Below are 17,734 nucleotides of genomic sequence, written 5' to 3'. Positions count from 1 at the left end.
AACAGTACGCATGGAGATTGCGATGAAGGATCCGATAAGCGCCTACGGAACGCTGCAGGCAGGAATCAAGCGGTACATAACCTCCGCGTTCGGGACGAACTCCGATTCCTTTGAACAGGACCGACTTGATCTCTTGGATCAGCCGGGCGTCCTGTTCCAGACGCCCTACGTCGAGCCCGTGCCTTCCTACAAGTCGGGGAGCAGGCTCGCCGATTTGGCGGCGGGCGACCTTCCGCGCATGGATGACCGAGGGCAGAAGGCATTCAAGGCGATTGTCGGCGCAGGGATGTTCGCAGCTGGGCATCGGCTTTACGTGCACCAACAGGCGATGCTTAAGAATGCACTGCAGGGCAAGCACTGTGTGGTTGTCACGGGCACCGGCTCGGGCAAGACGGAGTCCTTCCTCTTGCCAGTCATCGCCAATGTCGTTCGCGAAGCAACCGCGCCGGCTACCCAATGGTCACGACCGACCAAGAATCCGACAGCGTGGACAAAGGACAACCTCCCGACCTGGGATGACACACGCAAGAGCCTGCGCGGCGAAACGCGCCCAGCAGCCGTGCGGGCGCTCATCCTCTATCCGATGAACGCGCTTGTGGAGGACCAAGTATCCCGACTCCGCGCGGCGCTGGATTCAGACGACGTCTTGAAAGCCCTCGATGGGCATCTCGAAGGCAATCGGATCAGGTTCGGGCGGTACAACGGCTCGACGCCAATTTCGGGCCATCCGTTCAAGGCGGACGGCAGTCCACACAAGGGCAAGCGCTCAGAGTTGCGCGAGCAACTGAAGGCGGCAGTACGAGACTACACGGCGATCCGTCGCAAGGCCGAACAGTGCCGCGCTGAGATGTCGAAGGCAGAAGCTTTTGGCGATGAGGTTGCCATCGCGGAAGCGAAGAAGCAGCTGGCGAGCACGGCGGAGGAAGTAACGTTCATCCGCAGGATGTCGCCTGACGCGGCCGAGATGTTCCATCGATGGGAGATGCAGGCAAGTCCCCCGGACATCCTTGTCACGAACGTGAGCATGCTCTCCATCATGTTGATGCGGCACGCGGATCCCGCGATGACGGGCGATCGCGCGGACTCCGACATCTTCGAGCAAACGCGCAAGTGGCTGGCGGACGACCGGGAGAACAACGTCTTCCAGTTGGTCGTCGACGAGCTCCACCTGCACAGGAGCTCAGCCGGGACGGAAGTGGCCTACCTGATCCGGCAACTTCTTGAGAGATTGGAGATCGGGCCAGACAGCCCGCAGCTCCGTGTGCTCGCGTCCAGTGCGTCACTCGACGGCGGCGCCCCCGCAACATACGAGTTCTTGGGAAACTTCTTCGGATATACCGCCGAGGAGGCAAGGAAGCGCTTTGTCATCGAAGCCGGCGAGCCGCTCTTTGATCCGAAGGATTGCGCCGCTGAGTTTGACGAGAGTATTGCCCTCGCATGCCTAGAGGTCGGGCATGCTTCGGAGGATGCCATTAGTTCAAGTGGCTGTCCCCAGGTACTCAATGCGCTTGGGCTGGTGCGCGAGGACGAGACGCGCTTCAACACGTGCCTCCTTGCTGCATTCGACGTAGAGGGAAGGGCGCGAGCGAGGCCGCTTGATCAGCTGTCCGACCAGTGGTTCCGCCGCCTGCCCGCGGCCGATCGGCGAACCGCGACCAAGGGCTTGTTCCGGGCGATAGCCGCGGATGATGCGAAGGCCATGGAAATCACGTTGCCGCGCCTTCGCTTGCACTGGATGGCCAAGAACGTGGAAGGGCTCTGGGCGACCATTGCCACTCGGGACGACGACGTGAACCGCCGCGTCGGGCGATTGCTCCCGGACAAGAGGATGGCCCTCGATGGCCAGAGGGTCCTAGAGGTCCTCTATTGCGAGTGCTGTGGAACCCAGTTCCTGTGCGGGAACAAGATCACCTTCAATGCGCCACTCAAGCGTCCCCAGTTTGAGTTAACGCCACTCGAGACGCAGATCGAAGGCCTGCCGGAAACCACGATCGAATCTCGAACCGATGCGCAGACCTACAAGGATGTCGGCGTTGTTTGGCTGCGCCACCCGGGAGATCCGCCCGCTGGGACCGGCGACGAGCTGAAGTGGCGCCACGGCAGCATCCAAACAACCGAGGGGAGTGGTCCGGGTGGTCGGCCCAAGGACCGAAAGGACGCGAGTTGGGTCCCTGCAGTCATCAACCCGGCGACAGGACTCGTGACCGTTGGGTCCCAAGACGGAGGGCTGCCTTGTTACTGGTTCCATGCGGACATCGGCGAGGCAAACCAGCACGAATACTCGGCGATGCCGCAGCGGTGCCCGTCCTGCAAGATCGACTATTCGGAACGCTACGGTCGGCGGACCCCTGTGCGCTCTTTCGTGACCGGCCTCGCACGCATGTCGCACTTGTTCTCAAAGCACCTGATGGACGTGCTTCCGGAGGGAAAGACAAGGAAACTTGTTGCCTTCTCCGACAGCCGTGAGGCGGCTGCCAACCTGTCCGTTGGCGTGGAGGAAGAGCAGTGGATGCACCTGCTTCGAACGTTCATCAACCGGGAGTTGCAAGAACGAGCTTCAGGTAGCCTCGAAGCCAAGATGAGCGAGGCGCTGGGCAGGGTTGAGGCCGGCGACCAGGCCGGGCTCAAGGCGCTGCTGATGGAGGCGCGCGACAAGCTCGGTAGCGATCTTCATTCCGACCTAACGCTGTTTGCTCAGGCTGCGATGGCCGTAGCTTCGGGCATGGAAACTCAGGAGCAGGTTGAACAGGTTGAGCGCGCCCGCGGTTACAAACGTGGTTTCGTGCGTGTTGACGACATACTCGCCAAACCACACGCAAACAGGCCGCTCAGTCCGCTTTGGCGGGACTTCGTCGCCAATGGCGTGAACCCTGGCGGCGCTTCGATCGATAAGAAGAAGGTCGCGAAAGACAGGGATTGGACGTCGATCTTCAAGTCCATGGACGGACGAGTTGTTCCGCAACTGGATGACGATGCGCGGCCCGAAGAGATCGACCGCATCAGCGAATCGCTCCGCCAAAGCGCATGGAGGGCACTGAGTGGGCGCCTGCTGTATGACCTTGAAGCCCAAGGCGTGGGGCACCTTGCGCTTCCCCCAACCCCGAATCTAAATGGCCCCCCTGGACTTGCCCCAAGCGTGTTTAGGGAAGCGTGCGACAGCGTGGTGCGCATCCTTGCCGAAGAGAACAGGCTTGACCCCAACCCGTGGGGAAAACCGTCGGATGGTTGGAGGCCGGACCAGCCGACTGGCGCCGCAAACGAGGGGTCGGCCAAGAGGCGCGTCCATCAATATTTGCAGAAGGTGGCTTCGAGGAACGGTATCAGTGCAGCGACGCTCCACGAACGGTTGGCCGCCGCGTTGATGTTCGCGGGTCACGCTCAGGGCAACAACCACTGGGCCGTCGTCAAGCTAGAGAAGTTGTGGGTTCGCGTCTGCGACGAGAGCGACCGGCCTTGGGAGTGCGCGAACTGTGGGCGCATCCATTGGCACGCGTCTGCCGGTGTCTGCTCGCGCTGCACCGCAGGCCTCGAGGCTGCCGCGAACGGGCGCTCGACCGCGAAGGAGATTGAAGACGCACACTACTACGCACATGAGGCGCGCAGGGGTTCGTCGGCGTTTCGTATCCACTCCGAGGAACTGACGGGGCAAACCCAGGACCAGGCCCAACGGCAAAGACACTTCCGCGACATCTTCTTCGATGGCGAGACGATCGACGACGTGGTTGCCAGGAAGGTGCTGAAGAACGTCGATTCCATCGAGTTCCTTTCAGTCACGACGACCATGGAAGTCGGCGTCGACATCGGATCGTTGCAGGCCGTGATGCAGGCAAACATGCCGCCGGAGCGGTTCAATTATCAGCAGCGTGTCGGCCGGGCAGGCCGGAAAGGCCAGGCTTTCTCGGTGGCGTTTACGTTCTGCCGGGGCCAGACGCACGACCGAATCCATTTTGAGCACCCGAGTGAGATGACCGGTGGCGTTCCTCCGCAGCCGCGTGTCTCCATGGAGGACGACCAGAGGATCCTGGCCGAGCGACTCGTGGCCAAGGAGGTGCTGCGTCGCGCGTTCCTCGACATCGGCGTTTCATGGACGGCCACAAGCCAGGACCCTGATACGCACGGCGAGATGGGCACGCTGGCAGACGCAACTAGGAACATTCCCTTGCTCCGGGATTGGATTGAAGGGAATGGGGAATGCCTTGAACGTATCGCGCAGACGATTGCGGTGGGCGCGGGCGTGTCCGTGCCCGGCTTGGTGGACGCGGCAAGGAACCTACCCTCGCGAGTGGAGAGGGCAGTAACCAGTCCGGAGTTCGTTGCAACGACGCTCGCGCACCGCCTAGCCGAGGCGGGGATTCTTCCCATGTTCGGAATGCCGACCAGCGTGCGAGAGCTGTACTTCAAGCTCCCCTTTGGCAAGAACGACGACGAACGCGATGCAAGCACGCTCGATAGGCCGGCCGACCAAGCCATCGCCGACTTCGCGCCCGGGTCGCAACGGACGTGGGACAAGCGCCGGCTCACGCCAAAGTACATCACGGGCCCGCTGTTCCGTGACGTTCGATCCGGCAAGTGGATGTCATCGGGAATGTCCATCGGTGCAGCTTATGTGCACGTGCGATGCGGCGCGTGCAGGCAATTGCATGTCGAGCCCGTTGACCCCTCAGGCATCCAAGCGCACGCAAGCAGCCAGGGGCTATGGGATCCAGCTTGGATCAAGCTCCCGCCGATGGGCGTGGTCTGCCCGAACCCAGCCTGTGGATCCCCTGCTGCCAAGCCGTTCATGGTTGTCTCGCCACGCGCGTTTGCGACCGACATGGACGTGGGCAAGCCGGCGCTCGGCGGCGGGGAAGGCAGGGGGAGCTCAGGTACTACGGACATCACGAGTCCGCGGCTGAGTCCTGACAAGTTCAACGACATCTGCAACGCCAAGATCAAGCTGGGTCAGCAAGCGGCTGTGTACCGCACCAATACCAATCGCGGAAACGGCTTCGGCTTCTCAGAAGTCCAGGCTATCAAGAAGGACGGGCTGAGCTGGAGCTTCGCCGAGGGCGATTCAATCTGGCAATCGGAAGAGCAGAACCCCGATTTCAAGGTGGCTTTCACTTCGCCGAAAACTACGGACATCCTTGCCATCCGCATGCTCGACCGCATGGGGCTCAAGTACTTCGAAGGCAAGAACGAGCCGCGGCTGGTGAGGCGGCGTGCGGCGTGGTACTCGGCCGCCACCATCTTGCAGCGCGCAATCGCGCTCGAGCTCGACGTGGACTCGATGGATATCGAGATCGCGTCCGTGCATGCGGTCACGGACATCGGTGGTGGCGAGCTCTACCTAGCCGATGCCCACCCCAATGGGGCCGGCCTGGTCGAGTCCGCACTAGCGTCATGGCGCTCAATCCTCTGGGGCTGCCTGTTCGCCGAAGGGGAGGCGCCACGCATGGGGCGTATGATTCGCGATGAGCTTGAGAGTTCAACGCGAGCCGGCAACGAATGGCGCAGCCCCGACCTACTGTTGCGTGGATTCCGGAACCGCCAGATCCACGGACTGTTGGATTGGCAACTTGGTATTGACCTGCTCGCATCGATGCTCGATGGGGGCTTCAGGCCAGGACTTGACGCCGAGGCATCGGGAAGAGCCCTCCCGGTGTCACGAGAAGGCGATTGGAGTGAACGCTCTAGCCGCCTCGTCGAAGCCTACGGCAAGAACGGTTTCCCAGTGGATCGCGCCGTACACAGCGATTCCGTGCACGGTTGGTCGAAGGATGGCGTTCTCAACGTCGTAGTGCATCCACTTTGGGATGGTTATGCACACGAACGCAATGCGATAGGCGAGGCTCATCGGCTGGCTGGCGAGCTGGGACTCGGCAAGATTCGACGCGTCGATTCCTACAACCTCTCGCGCCGGATGGTTTGGGTCCGCGCAAACTTGGGGAACGGCGAGGTCTTCCCGATCGAGGATGTCGTTCCAAGCGAGATGCTTGGCGCACAACCCGGCCCTGTAGCAGGCGACCTGACCTCTTTGGATGCCCTGCTGGCCGTACCCGACCATGGAACCTTCCAAGCTGCAGGGCGCAGTTGGGTGAAGGTCGCCCAACACAAGCTCACCCAGCTTGGGGATGGCGAGGAGTGGCTGGCCGCGGCGCCCACGGGCCACCTCATCCCCGTGATCTCATCCCTCAAACGTGGGATGCAGGTCGCGAGGCTCCGGAGCACCAACGGATTCGTCCCGGAGAATGATGCCCTCAACTACCGGCTCGTAGCTCGGCCCGCAAAGTAGGACGACGAAAGTGCCAAGAATCATTGGAAATCTCCCGGCTGATTTCTGGGAGAACGAGGTACTGAAAACGCTGCGGAACCAGGTCCCGGATGACTGGGTCGTGATGCCAAGCGTGAAGTGGACCCTCGAGAAGGAGCGATACGTCCGTGACGGTGAGGCGGATTTCGTCATCCTCGTCCCGGGATCGGGCTTGGTCGTCCTCGAAGTCAAGGGTTCGAAGGAGTTCATCGTTGACGAGCACGGAAGGTGGCGACGCAGGCGGGTGGACGACACCTGGCTCGAACTGAGGGAGTCGCCACCTGAGCAAGCGATGCGCAACATGCACGACCTCGTTGGCGTGCTTCGCCATAGGTACGGCTGGGCGGAGTTCCCGGGCAGGTTCGCCTATGTGGTTGTGTACCCGCAGGGCGAGGCGCGTAGCCTGCCTGCGATGTTCGATGAGTCGACGTTAGCTACCAGACGCCACATGAACCAGTTGGCCCCCCGATTGCGGAACGCGCTCGAGAAGCGCGGCGGGTCCGGGAGAGGTGGGGAGTTCACGCCGAAGGTAGTGGAGTCGATCATCGATCACTTGAAGAACCGGAAGTTCCACGTCAGCAAAGTAGATACCGGTGAAGACGTTACAAGCGACGTCGGAAAGATCGAGCAACTGACGCGGCAGCAGTTCGCCAGCTTGAAGGGCTTGTTCGAATTGCCGAGCCTGGCAGTGATCGGGCCGGCGGGTTCTGGCAAGACGGTCCTTGCGATGTGGAGGCTGCGGGCGCTGCTCGAACAGGGACAGAGGGCGATCTACGTTTGCTACAACCGCGCGTTGGCTGATGCCTTGAGGCTGCGCAATGCGGATGTGGCCAGTTCAATTTGGAACATTGACAGGATGTTCATGGAGCTATGTCCAGAGGCGCGACATATGGCAGGGCAATCGAACTTCCACCGGGAGATCCTGCCGGGAATGGTCATGGACAAGGCCGTCGCGATCGAGAAGTACGACGCCATCGTTGTCGACGAGGGGCAAGACTTCTCGGAGGAGCAGGTCATAGCGCTCCTTGAGCTGCTATCCCCCGAGGGTGCCTGGGCGTTCTTCGCCGACTGGAAGCAGGACCTGTACGGTGCGGGGAAGGGGACACCCATCGGTGCGGAGGTGATATTCCATCTGCACCACAACTGCCGCAACACATTCCGGATCAATGATGCAGCCAACGGCTACCTCGACACGCGGGTGGAGTCGATGCCAGGCATGCCCACCGGCGTCGTGCCCACTGTGGAGAGCTGCGTAGATCAGGCGAAGAGGGCGTGGGAGCTAGCCAGCCAGTGGTGTGGCGATGGTCCGGTCGCGATCATCAGTCCGTACAAACTGGAGAATTCGGCAATGAAGGGGCAACCTCGGGGGCAGGGACTCCGTCTAAGCACAGAGATCGAGGACCTTGGACGAAGTGGCACGGTGTACTTCTCGACGATCAAGTCCTTCAAGGGCATCGAAGCGGCCTCGATCATCGTTGTCGATGTCGGGATTCCGGGCGACCACGTGGCGTTCACCCGAGATGACCTTTACGTCGCATGCACGCGGCCAACGGCGCGGCTTGCGCTACTGTCCTCGAGGAAGGACGTGGCTGCCTACTATCAAGCTCTTAGGGGAGCCTAAGGCTTGGAAAGGCGCCAGAGCCTCGAGTGTTGAGGCGGGGGCGCGCTTCAGAGTTGTCGCGATCCGGGTTGCAAGTAGAGCAACCCACATCGTTGCCGATAGCTAAGCGGTGTTGGCTTTCGCGCACGGTGAGCTACAGCGTAGGCAGCAGCTTGGCCAAAGACGAGAAAGCGGCCTTGGGAACCTTGTACGTGGAGGACGTAGCGCCCGTCATGCCCGTTCCACCCCCTTGGCCGACCCAAGAGCACGCTTTCACCAAATCGGTGTACCGAATCCCCAGCCAATCGACGAACTGTCCACCACTTGCGACTTCCTCGACGACATAGAGCGCGTCTGTGTTCATTGCGTTGGCTGTAAAGAATGCCAGTTTAGCGAAGGGGCCCATATCAATGCCGAACCACTCTCCGAGCGCCGGGCTAACTGCTGCTTCCTTGCTCTTCAGCTCGACGGGATAAGCGGACCCAGATGGGCCGATCACGTACATGTCGAGATCATTGTTGGACATGTAGCGATCTAGGTTGAAGTAGTACCGCGCGTACTCAAACCAGAATAGTTCGGAAACTGTCAAAGGATCGTTCCAAGGCGGAGTGGCTAGGCTGATCCTTCCTAGCTTGTAGCATTTCAGGCCTCGATTCCCCTGCCGTTCCGGGAACTTGCTGAAGACTGACGACGGGGCAACTGATTCGAGTTGGCCGTTGTTTCCAACCTGTTTCAGTTCGAGATGATATGGCTTCGGATGAAATGCCCGCTTAGAGCCCGCGCTCGGCGCAGGCAGCGCAAATGCTGATTCATTAGGAGCAAATGGATCGGCAAAGTAGGTTTGAATCCCGAGCTGCCGAAAGTAGCTGTACGCTGAGATCTCAGCAGGCGATAGTGGGTTACCCGCTCCACCTGATGACTGCCACGAGAACGAGCTTGTCCGAGGCAGCAAGCAGACCTTGAGCCTCGGAGGGACGGCCTCGTAAGTCGGCTTGCCTGGGATGACTATCCATCCCCCTGGGCCAAAGTATGTGTTGTTTGTTGTGAGAAAGCGCTTGAGCCGAACTTCGGCAAGGATTCCCTTGATCTTGTTCTGGTTGATCGATGACCATTGAGTCTCAAGAAAGTTCACAGCTTCCGAAAGCGTCGCGGGCATACGTCCTCTGGGAGATGGTTAGTCCTATCGGCACAACTTGGTCACGCTAATCAGCAGATGCCATGCCCCTAAACCTCGCGGTTGCGCTTTGTATGTTAACGGCAAGAGGGCGTTTGCCTGAACTGGAGCGGTCACCAGGCAATGTTGGCTCACTTAGCTTCTTGGCGCGTTCTGTCTAGCGCTCAGAAAGGTTCAAGAGCAGGCAGGATGCCTTGGAACTCCTCGTGCAGTGCCGCGACGACTGCCATAACCTCGTCCTTGTCCATTAACTCCGCAAGGACGAACAGCGTCATGACGGACATTGCGTTCGAGTTCTTGAGAGCATCGGTAAGGAGCGGGAGCGGGTAGCCATCTTGACCCCGCTGGAACGGATGGATTCCTCCGTGGACGAATGAGTTCAGGCCATCCCATAACCGCTCTCGGGCTCGCCCAAGGAGTCTTGCCGCGCCCCTCGGCCCGAACCGTTCGATCGCTCCTAGCATATCGGGCACCCCGGGCAACTTCTTGGCCGCCTGCTGGGTTTCGGAAGTAAGTGGAGCTAAGAGGCGACCGAGATCTTGTGTGCTCGCAGCGTGCTTTGCCCAAACGGCTCGTACCAGACTTTCGTACTGCGGGCGCAGGAGAGCTATTGCCGATGGCGGGACCTCAGGGAGCAGGACACGTAGCGCGTGCCCGTGATCTAGCGAGAGCCTGCATAACCCGGCGGCAGCCTTGGAGGTTGCCTCGCCGTCCTCCTCCAAGGCTTGCCAAACTTCTTCGATCAAGCCCCCCAATGCGAGCGACTGCTTCAGGTCGATGACGAACTGCCGCATTGGCCCGTCAAACTGGTGAGTTTGGAGTGTCATGGCCGCATGGTAGCGTCCACTCTTCTTGCCGGCAGCTGTTAGATGTTGGGACTGCCGGCTGCTGCCGTACGCGCGGCAACGCCCGCGTCGTGCCGGCGTTACTGGCCGCAGGCAACACGCGCGACGAGGGCACCGGCTACGACCCGCCCGAGCGCGGCACGCACGACTGGCGCGGCTTGTTTGCCACGGGCGACAACGGGGCAACACTGCCTAAGACGAGGAGGTGAGGCCATAGACATTGGCCGCGCCACGTCCCTCGCGCTCTTGGCGCACGCGCAGGAACTGGTGCGCGCCGATAACGAACGACTGCGCCGCCTAACCGAGGAAGTGCCGGGACTGCTGTCCGAACAGGCGACCCTGCACATGGAAGGTGCCCCGGCGTTGGTGAAGCCGATCAACGAAGGCGGGACTGCCGCGACGCCGGTCCGCTCGCTCTGGCAGACCGTCTCCATCGGCGTACGGATGCTGCTGGACTTGACCTGGGCAATGCGTCGGCCCGGCATGGTCAGCGCCGTGACTGGCGTGCAGTGGTAGTCAGCTCCTTCCGAATCAGGTTCCGCCACGGAACCTGATTCTTCCTAGGGGGTCATCCCCCCCCTTGGGGGATGACCGGGCTGCGCCGGGGGCGAGCCTGCCCGGCAATTGACAGGGCGTCTCAACCTTTGAGACGGTACGCCCGTTCAGTGCGATATGCCTCGCGGTGGATGGCGTGACCTACTCGTTGGTCGAAGCATCACTGGAGCGGCTCGGGGGAACCCGCATGACTGACGACGACATCTATACGCTGCGGATCACAGCCTACACGCCGGCCACGATGCCTATGGCTCGGCTGGCCGAATACATGGCGACCTTGGCCTCGCTCTTGGGCGAGAAGGCCAATGTTCACTTCAAAGGGCTGAAGACCGGTAGTACGCAGGTCATCAGCCGTGTCGAGCGAGAAGCCGCTCCCAAGGTCCGAGAAAATGTGATGGCAGCGACGGGCCTCGATGACGGCGAGCCGGCCGTGGCCTATCGCAAGTTGAACGACATGCTCCGGCGGGACAACGCCGACGCTCAGCTAAAGCGCGACAACCACAACGTGCTCAACTTTCCCGGCAGGCGTTTGCCAAGGCCTCCGAAGCTCGGACCGTTCAAGCAGAGCGTCGTCAAGGACGGGATCCTTGTGCGAGTAGGCGGTGTCGACGACAGCGCTCATGCCACGATCTTGGACAGCACGGGCGCGACCTGGAGCTTTGAGATATCGCACGATGTTGCCCAGCAACTCGCGCATCACTTGTACGGCCCGTTCCTGCGGATGACTGGGTACGGTCGCTGGCTCAGGAACGAGGAAGGGCAATGGGAAGTCAGCGCACTCAAGGCGACGGAGTTCTCGGTGCTTGATGGTGCGACCTTGATCGACGTGGTCAACCGGGTGCGGAATCAGACGGGGGAGTGGAGAAAGGATGTCGACCTGACTGCACTGCTTAGGTCGCTTCGTGACGACGACGGCGGCAACGGCAATGGGGTGCACTGAGTCATGGTGATCATGGATTCCTCCGTGCTCTTGATGCTTTTTCATCCCGATGTTCCCCCAGCCCAAGACCCCGCTACCGGTCGCCCTGTCGAGAAGGCCCGGGAGCGGATCGAGCTGCTGGTATCCGGCCTGAGCAAGGCGAGGGTCCAGATTGTGATCCCGACGCCCGTCCTCACCGAGTTGCTGTACGTCTCCGGCCCCGAGATTTCTCGCGTGCTGAGCGAGATCAATGGGGCGTACGCCTTCGTCATCGCACCCTTCGACGAGAAGGCGGCGATCGAGTGCGCGCTGCTGGTGGATGGCGCGGGCCCCTCTAAGAAGGGACGCGCCAAGAAGAAGGAAGCGACCACTGAGACGAAGGCAAAGGTGAAGTTCGATCAGCAGATCATCGCTATTGCGAAGTCGAATAACATTCGCACCCTGTATACCGACGACGGCAAGCTAAGTGACAGAGCTGTGCTCAACGGACTCTCCGTGGTCCACACTTGGGACCTCCCGCTTCCGCCCGTGCCTCCGCAGGGTGAGCTTGACTACCCGCCTGTTGATACCGAGTAGCTGACGCTCCAGCTACTTCGGTTGCACTCGACTCGTTTCTACAGCGGGCACTTGCGCTTTTGTCGTGGCACTTGTTGCCGACTTCATTTCGCTACTCTGAGTGCCGCCTTTCGAGGGTGCTGCCTCCGCGGATGCCGGCTTAGGTGCTTGGAGAAGCCACGAGCCCCACGCCAGCTTTCCGATCAAGAAGGCAACGAGGAGCATCTGTACTATCGCCAGCACCGTCTGGGCCTGAGCGAACTGGTAAGTCGACTTGCCATCCGCGGCGATGTCGCCTCGGAGAACTCGAAGGAGTCTCCTTCGCATGAACCATCGTATCGGCGGAAGCGTGCCTGCCAAGATCTCCCGGATGACGATGCTGAAGCCTGCGACCGCTTCGCCGCGCTCGGCCACATCTCGCCCAACGTTCTCGCCTGCCGCACTTGCGGCCACCATCACAGCGACAGCCTTTTGGACAATTCCTATTGCCACCACTATGAAAAGGATCACCAAACTGGACGTCAACATCTCTGGGGTCACCAGCTTTGCGACCTTCTCTTGATTCGAGATCAGGACCGCCACGAACGCTGCCAGTCCCGCCATCAGCCATGTTGAGTACGTATCGACGAGGGATGATGCCTTTGCCGACGCTTGGATCATGATGGTCCTCGCGTGCATCAGTTCTGCGCCATGCTCAACCTTGATCCTGGCCGCGATGTAACCATTGAAGCCGAGCAGGAGTTGCTCGATTGAGCGCGGTTGGACCGATTGTGGGAAACCCTTGCCTCGCAGGCGTTGATCAATGTCTGCCATTCTCTCCAGAACGCGACGCACGCCACTCGTTAGCATTCCTCCAACATCGTGGAGGACAATCCCGACATCCCGCCCCTCTTGGCGCGCTGTTTTTGAAGCTCTGGAGATGAAGTCATCAACCATCGCCCTCAAGTAGGGATTGATGAAGTCGGAGCTCCAGAAGACTTCGCGCGGCGACCCTTCAAACTTGATGCCGCTATAGGCGATCTCGGACCCATCAATGCGCTTGACTCGCACCCCTTGGTCTTCCATGTAGAGCCAAGGATCGACCAGCTTGCGGATAATGTTCCTCGCGGCCTCGTCGACGAATTGCTCCAAGACGAGGTGGTCTCCGGCGGTCATCCCTGATCCAGTGTTTTGGGTTTGGCGGAGCGTATCCGGTCAGACGCGCCCTGCATATCCGCCGGGTCCGGCGGTCACTCGTCCGTAGGCGACCAGCGCGCCGGAGCGGCCGTCTGCGAGGCGTCCGGTGCCGCGACCTGGTGCTGGGGCTCCCTCGTTACGGCCAGCCCGTGCAGGGCCGAGTAGGCGCTCCAGCCGATGCGCTTCCCCCGGTCGCCCTGCCGGAGCATGGTGATGTACCCGGGGCTCAGGCCGGTGCGCTGGGCGATCTGGGTGCGGCTCATGCCGGCCGCCAGCAGGCTGTCGATCAGATCGCAGGCGCGGATGGGCTGGGCCATGCCGGGAGGGTAGGCCGGTGGTGAAAAAATCGCCAGTGGGCGCACCTGCTACGCCACCTGTTATGCCCGTTTGGGCTCCCAGTCGGCTCGGCTCTACGACGGTGCTGGCGGGCCATTTCAACCCGCCGTTGCGGCGGGTTGATTGCTCGCGCGCTGCAGACGGTCGGTGCCTGTTGCGGGCACCTGCTACGCCCAGCGCCTGCTACGGCGCGGTTTCACCTGCTATACGCCTACTACGCCACCTGCTACGCCCAGAAACGAAAAAGCCCAGTATCGGCTGAGAGCCTTACTGGGCTTACGTTTGAGAATGGTGGCCGGGGAGGGAATCGAACCCCCGACACGGGGATTTTCTATCCCGTGGCCGCCGATCAATCGGGCATTCCCCCCTCGCGGGCATTGCGCAAGAGAGTTCGCCACGGTGCCTCCCCTGGTCTGGCTCCCTGTAGAAGCTGTTCTGCTGGATCGTTGGCGAGACTGCGCTGGCGGTCGGGTCCGCCGCGAGTACTCGGGAACATCCGCAATGCCCGCTGTAAGGTTATGCGGATTCGAGCAGCTCGCTCCCATGCGCGATTTGCTGCATCAAGTTCACCAGGGCTCGTCATCTTCGCGGCGATGCGCCTGCGCTTGTCGGCTTCGGCAGTCCACTGCAGGTACTCCAACATCGCCGGGATGTCAGCCGGCACGAAGTAGTCAGGAGGGAACCGCCCGAACTCGCGGTCCCAGAGCTTCCGCTGCGCGGCCTTGAGCTCAACAGGAGGCCGGAGCTTGAGTCGCACGATGGTTGATTCGTCAGGTCGGGGGCGGGCCATAGCGATTTTTCCTGATGTTGATTCTTGGAAGGGATGGCGCCCGGTGGGCGGGTGTGACGAATGGATTTACCGCCTCCCCCCCCCCGGCGGGTGTGCGTGGAGCTCGTTGCCGTGGTTGTCCAAGGGTTCGGTCATGGGGCCAGCGGTCGCATCAACTCGCAGGGGTGGGCCTGCATCGGCCAGCGTGGCTCGGCGCCAGCGGCACATTCGCCAACACCAGCCGCTGGATTCAGCGGATCCGGACGATGGTGTCGACAGTCGCCGCACCGCACGCAGGGACGCGGGACCGACTTACCAGCCTTGCGGCGGAAGCACCACGGACAGGCTTTGAGCGTAGGGGGACAGTCGGGCCAAAGCAGTACTGGGCCGCACCCGTCGCAATGCACCGTATGGATGTACCCCGACGGAGCCAGCCCCCTATCCATCTCCTCGCGGCGAGCGAGTGCCTGTAGGTATGCACGCAATGTCGCGTCGCGAAAGGTGGCGCAGGCGAGCACGTCTGCGTCAGCGAGGCCGTGTATCAGGCGCGCAGGCAGCAGCTCATCCGCGGCCAGGGCGAGCATGCGCGCACGCAACGCGGAACCCGCTGCTATTCCCGCTACATCCGCGACTGTTTGGGTGTCAGTCGCGCATGTGGTAGCGGGACTCGCAGGTTTAGCAACCCGGGCTGCATCGAATTCCGCGAACAGTTCGGCAAGCAGGCGGCTCATGTCAGTCGTCCTCAGCCCGCACGATGCGCCAAACCCGCTTCCGATGCCGTCCGTCCAGATCCATCCCGCCCTCTACGCGGCGAGCCCAGCCGCGCATTTCCAGTTCGGCAATGGCCTTGTCGAACACCGCGGCATCCCGGATGCGGTTCGGGCCCTTTTGGAGTGCGAGGCTCGAATGCATGTAGAGCAGCCCCTTCTCATGGCACCAGCGCAGCAAGGCTTCTGCATCGAGGACATGCGCGGCCACGCCCATGCCGCCAACCAGGCGCGCTGCCTCGTTCAGGTGCCACATGGCGATCGCCATCGCGCGATCGAGGGTGTCGGCGTCGATGGCGTCCGAGTCGGTTGATTCCAGCAGGGTGAGCGCCCCCGCGATGCGCAATGCCTGCTCGGGCGTCTTGCTGGCCCACGGCTTGACGTGGGCGAACGTCCCCTCGGGCCTCAGGGCATGCTCGATGGCGTCATGGAAGTGGGTCCATTTGGCCTTTGCTTCGGCGGACAGGAGCAGTGCACGCGGCTGCAGCTCCTGCCGCGTGCCTTCGGCCAAGGGCAACGGCTGGCGGTGCAACTCGCCAAGCCGGTACGTCACGCGCCCCATGGCCGGGTCGTCGCGCAAGTTCTCGGCGCGGTACCGGCGCGCGCCGATCGTGGAATCCGGCTGCGCCAGCAGGCAACGCGCAAGGAAGCCCTGGCCCAACAGGATCGGGTCGGAGAGCGCGTCTTCGGCGATGACGGGTTGAGCCAGCAAGTTCAACGCCAAGCGTCGGCCATACAGTTTCGCCGCGCCATCGAGCGCACGCACGCGATCCACGGCCGCGCCATCCCACAACTTGCAGAGCGTGCCAGCCGTCCTGCTCACGGCTTCCTTCGTCATGCCATGCCCGCCGAACACCAGCGCGGCTTCGTCGGTAAACGCACCAATCGATGGGATGCCGGCCATGAGCAGCTTCGCCAATCCCTCCACGGTGAAATCGCCCGCAATGACACGCGGCACGAGGGGGGGCAACGGTTCCGGGCCGATCACGTCCAGCGCTTCGGCCAAACCGGCGCCCTGCTTCTTCTTGGCAACAAACTTGGCGGCAGCGACTTTCGCTTCCCACTCGGCGAGCCTTGCCTGGTAGGCAAAGTGCTGCGCGTCGTGGGCGCGCGCCAAGTCCCTTTCATACTCGGTGGCCGCGCGCATCGCCTCTTTGTCGGCGGCGGACTTGCGCTCGCCGCTTGCACCGATGGTCAGCATCCACAACGACAACGGGATTACTCGACCGTCGACGTGGACGTCGGCAAGCGCCTGCGTTGCCAGCGAGGCAGCTGCCAGCAGCGAGGCGGCGCCAATGGCGTCCGGCAGCTGGATGACGCGTCGGAGGCTTTCGGCAGCTGGTTGCAAGATCGGACCCAGCGCCTCCAGCGGATATGGTTCCGGCGGCGGAATTGGACGGCGCAGCGGTTCAGGCGCAGATGCCGCGTCGCCGTCATTCGGATCCAGCAGCGGGAGCGCGTCCAGCTCGCCGTCGGGGTTGCCTTGTCGCCAATCGACGATGTCGCCGTGCTCGGGCAGGCCGAGGGCCGCAACGTCGACCCACGCCACCGCGCAACCCAGCATTTGCAGGCGCGTCGTTACGTCCTCGGCGTACTTCCGGCCGGGCCCATCATTGTCAGGCCAGATGAAAACGCGTCGGCCACGCAGCGGCGTCCAATCGGCGCCGCCGGCGCTTGAGGCGCCACCCGACGTCGTCGCGACCTGGCCCAGTTGCGCCGCGAGGTCGGCGCAGGCCTCGCCCTCGAAGACCCAAACCGTCACGGATGCATCGGCGGCCAAAAGGTCCGGCAACCGATACAACGGGCGCCCCGATTTGGGACGCGGCGGTTCACCCAGCACGTAGCGTAAGCCCTCGAGCCGCATCGGCCGGATGATCTTGTCGCGTTGCGGGTGTCCAAGGCGCACGCGGAAGTACAGGATGCTTCCGTCAGCGTCCTGGTAAGCGTGCAGGCCGTTGACGGTGAAGCCCTGTGCCAGTTCGCGCGCGAACAACCGGCGCACGCCATCCATCGGCGTCTCGGGCTGCGGGGCGGTGACGATCATGCGCGCACCCCCAACAGGTCGCGCACTGCGTCCGTGAAAGAGAGGCCGGTGCGCTTCATGTGGAATCCGACCAAGTCGCCCGAACCGCATTGCGCCCAGCAACGCCAGCCTCCATGGCATGCAACAACGTTGACGCTCAATGACGGGTCATGGTCATCGTGGAAGGGGCACACGCCGTGGGACCAGCCGGCTGCATTCGGACGGCCCAGCTTGGTGACGTGACGCGCGTAGTAAATGGCAGGAGCGGGCAGCAGATCGCGCCAGTCGCGCGGGAGCGACGTTCGCCCGCGGCCGCGCGACGCATCACGGTAGGGCACACGGTGCGCGGTCATGGCGGCGTCACCTGCGGCATGGCATCGGCCAGGCCACCAAGCGGACGACCCGCGACCAGCAGGCGGACGGCGGGCTTGAAGCGGGGCTTGTTCACCCACCAGCTTCGGCCCTTGCCGCGCGAGAGGATGCCGGCCTCCACCAGCGCGATGCCGAAGCTGTTGCGGAAGTTGTTCTGCGCCGTCGCGGTCGAACCAAGACGCAACTCGGGATATTCGGCCACGAGTTCGGCCCAGACCTCCGGCATCGGACGCCAGTCAAGGGTAGGGGCGCATTGGTCACGAAGCTGGTTCGTCGAAGCATTCATCCCAGTCACTCCATCGCTTGCAGGCGGTTGGTGCGACTGGGACGGTAGCGACCTCTAACGGGAAA

12 protein-coding genes are annotated in these 17,734 nt (G+C 62.3%); 5 read left to right on the top strand and 7 right to left on the bottom strand.

The annotated features are described in order from the left end of the window. Positions 1-10 precede the first annotated feature (10 nt). Entirely contained in the window at positions 11-6,274 is a 6,264-nt protein-coding gene (locus ABIE51_RS12380) for a DEAD/DEAH box helicase (protein WP_192630961.1), read from the top strand. 10 nt (positions 6,275-6,284) lie between these two features. Further along, the gene (locus ABIE51_RS12375) at positions 6,285-7,913 is read left to right on the top strand and encodes a nuclease-related domain-containing DEAD/DEAH box helicase (RefSeq protein WP_192630960.1); all 1,629 of its coding nucleotides are present in this window, start codon (positions 6,285-6,287) and stop codon (positions 7,911-7,913) included. A gap of 133 nt (positions 7,914-8,046) precedes the next feature. On the opposite strand, the gene ABIE51_RS12370 is transcribed toward ABIE51_RS12375, so the two are convergent. Beyond that, the gene (locus tag ABIE51_RS12370; RefSeq protein WP_192630959.1) at positions 8,047-9,048 is read right to left on the bottom strand and encodes a hypothetical protein; all 1,002 of its coding nucleotides are present in this window, start codon (positions 9,046-9,048) and stop codon (positions 8,047-8,049) included. A 182-nt stretch (positions 9,049-9,230) separates the two neighbouring features. Then, complete coding sequence (locus ABIE51_RS19350) at positions 9,231-9,860, bottom strand: DUF6988 family protein (protein ID WP_502913291.1); 630 nt, start codon at positions 9,858-9,860, stop codon at positions 9,231-9,233. Positions 9,861-10,157: 297 nt separating this feature from the next. Between ABIE51_RS19350 and ABIE51_RS12365 the strand changes: the two genes are divergently transcribed. The 3 genes from ABIE51_RS12365 to ABIE51_RS12355 all read left to right on the top strand — a co-directional run bounded on the left by ABIE51_RS12365 (position 10,158) and on the right by ABIE51_RS12355 (position 11,961). After that, entirely contained in the window at positions 10,158-10,427 is a 270-nt protein-coding gene (locus tag ABIE51_RS12365) for a hypothetical protein (protein WP_192630958.1), read from the top strand. 226 nt (positions 10,428-10,653) lie between these two features. Beyond that, positions 10,654-11,406, top strand: coding sequence for a hypothetical protein (locus ABIE51_RS12360; protein WP_192630957.1), 753 nt, complete (start codon positions 10,654-10,656; stop codon positions 11,404-11,406). A 24-nt stretch (positions 11,407-11,430) separates the two neighbouring features. Beyond that, the gene (locus tag ABIE51_RS12355; RefSeq protein ID WP_192630956.1) at positions 11,431-11,961 is read left to right on the top strand and encodes a PIN domain-containing protein; all 531 of its coding nucleotides are present in this window, start codon (positions 11,431-11,433) and stop codon (positions 11,959-11,961) included. A gap of 12 nt (positions 11,962-11,973) precedes the next feature. On the opposite strand, the gene ABIE51_RS12350 is transcribed toward ABIE51_RS12355, so the two are convergent. From ABIE51_RS12350 to ABIE51_RS12330, 5 genes are all read right to left on the bottom strand, one after another. Continuing rightward, positions 11,974-13,095 (bottom strand): hypothetical protein, encoded by a 1,122-nt coding sequence (locus ABIE51_RS12350; RefSeq protein ID WP_192630955.1) that lies wholly within the window; start codon positions 13,093-13,095, stop codon positions 11,974-11,976. A gap of 74 nt (positions 13,096-13,169) precedes the next feature. Then, the gene (locus tag ABIE51_RS12345; RefSeq protein ID WP_192630954.1) at positions 13,170-13,433 is read right to left on the bottom strand and encodes a helix-turn-helix domain-containing protein; all 264 of its coding nucleotides are present in this window, start codon (positions 13,431-13,433) and stop codon (positions 13,170-13,172) included. Between the two features lie 1,520 nt (positions 13,434-14,953). Next, on the bottom strand, positions 14,954-17,032 hold the full coding sequence (locus ABIE51_RS12340) for a DUF3987 domain-containing protein (protein WP_192630953.1): 2,079 nt from the start codon (positions 17,030-17,032) through the stop codon (positions 14,954-14,956). Further along, positions 17,029-17,364, bottom strand: a complete 336-nt coding sequence (locus tag ABIE51_RS12335) for a CHC2 zinc finger domain-containing protein (protein ID WP_192630952.1) — start codon at positions 17,362-17,364, stop codon at positions 17,029-17,031. Before ABIE51_RS12335 ends, ABIE51_RS12340 begins: the two co-directional genes overlap by 4 nt. Next, positions 17,361-17,609: a hypothetical protein gene (locus ABIE51_RS12330; protein WP_192630951.1), complete on the bottom strand. Its 249-nt coding sequence runs from the start codon at positions 17,607-17,609 to the stop codon at positions 17,361-17,363. Before ABIE51_RS12330 ends, ABIE51_RS12335 begins: the two co-directional genes overlap by 4 nt. Between the last annotated feature and the right edge of the window lie 125 nt (positions 17,610-17,734).

The organism is Lysobacter sp. OAE881 (genome assembly GCF_040546665.1).
Taxonomy (GTDB): Bacteria; Pseudomonadota; Gammaproteobacteria; order Xanthomonadales; family Xanthomonadaceae; genus Lysobacter_J; species Lysobacter_J soli.
This window is presented reverse-complemented; position numbering and strand designations above follow the sequence as displayed.